1 protein-coding gene is annotated in these 1,552 nt (G+C 75.7%); it reads right to left on the bottom strand.

Features of this window, described 5'->3' with window-relative positions; all coding sequences use genetic code 11:
• A partial coding sequence (locus tag ACFU99_RS43195; protein ID WP_384404148.1) for a Gfo/Idh/MocA family oxidoreductase occupies positions 1-1,389 on the bottom strand: 1,389 nt, incomplete at its 3' end.
• Positions 1,390-1,552 lie beyond the last annotated feature (163 nt).

Here is a 1,552-nt window from a genome sequence, read left to right as displayed (position 1 = left end):
GCCGAGGACGGCGTCGTCCAGCAGCCGGACGAAGGTTTCTGGCGCGTCGCGCTCGACGGGTCCGACGTACCGGTCGGCCGCGTCGGCCCCCGCGCGTACGAGTACGGCGAGGTCGGCGGCGTCCGGCTCACCGGTGGACGCCGTCCCGGCGAGGGCGCCGACCCGCTCCCCGGGCCTGGGCCCCGGTCCGTCTCCGGCAGGCGTGTCCGCCCCCGCCCCCGCCCCGGTGATCCCCGGGCCGGCCGGGCGCTCCTCGGCCGAGGCGGGGGCGGTCAGCCGCGCCGCGGTCAGCGGCCGGTGGGTGCGGCCGGGGCGCAGGACGGGGTAGCCGAGTTCCTTGGTGACGTCCTGCCACATCCGGGCCAGCGACAGGTGGTACTGGTCGATCCGCCGGGCGTCGCCGCCCGTGCCGCGGATCGTGGCGCTCAGGTCCTTCAGGTCGTCGCCGATGGCGGCCGTCCACTGGTCGCGCAGCAGGGTGCGGTAGTCGCGGGGGCGGGCCGGGCTCAGCACGGTGGTGCTCGGCTCGGCGAGGTGCCCGGTTCCCTCGGCCTCGAAGTCGAAGCGGTCCCGGACCGGCTCGGGGATGTGCAGCCGGGGGCTGAAGAGCACCGGGCCGTGCGGGTCGGTCAGGGTGAGGCTGCCTCCCTGCGCGCTGAGGGTGATCCGGTGCAGCAGGTGAAGGTGGTTGTCCGGGTCGTCGGGATCGACCTCGTTGTGCACCCGCAGGGTCAGCGGCGTGCCGCCGACGCTGCCGGTGAGCACGGCGAAGGGGCCGTCCGGCGGGGTCTGGCCGGCTCCCCCGTCCAGTGCGCGGATCCGCCACGGCCGCGAGGAGCCGAGTGCCTCGCCGAGGATGTGCAGCAGCGGGAAGGCGACCTGCGAGGCGCAGACCGCGTCGATGTGGGCGAGCGGCCCGTGCTCCGCCAGGCGCCGGGCGGCCTCGGTGAAGCGGCGGACCTCGGGCAGCCGGACGTAGAGGTTCCCGAGCCGGTAGTGCACGGCGTGCCGGCGCGCGAGGCGCAGGCACGCGGCGAGGTCGTCGTGGTGCACCGGCTGTTCCTGGATGACGTGGATGCCGCGTTCCAGCAGCCGTTGGGCCAGTTCGGTGCCGGAACCGCCCAGCACCCCGGAGCGGAGCACGACGCAGGCCAGGTCGATGTCGTCGGGCAGTTCGGCGACGTCCCCGTAGAGCGGGACGCCGTGGCGCCGGGCGCAGGCGACGGAGCGGTCGCTGCCGGCGGCGAGCACTCCGGCGATCTCGAACTCGTCGGTCGAACCGGCCAGCGCGGCCAGGTAGAACTGCCCGAACGTGGTGCCGCAGACGACGGTCCGCAGCGCCCGGCCCGTCCGTGCGGCGGGGGTCCCGGTCGTGTCGGTGTGATTCACAGTGCTCCTTCCTCGATGGCGGTGAGTGCGTCGATCGGCGTCCGGTGGACATCGAGTCGGCACACGGGTGCGGTCGGGGCGGTCCGTCGGGCGAGGACGGCAGCCGGGTCCAGTGCCTGGTCGGCCCGGTACGCGCCCGGCGGCACCGCGCCCCGCCGGAGGG

It is taken from the genome of Streptomyces sp. NPDC057654, assembly GCF_042800135.1.
In the GTDB taxonomy this organism is placed as follows: Bacteria; Actinomycetota; Actinomycetes; order Streptomycetales; family Streptomycetaceae; genus Streptomyces.
Note: the sequence above shows the minus strand (reverse complement) of the source record. Positions and strands in the feature narration are given on the sequence as shown.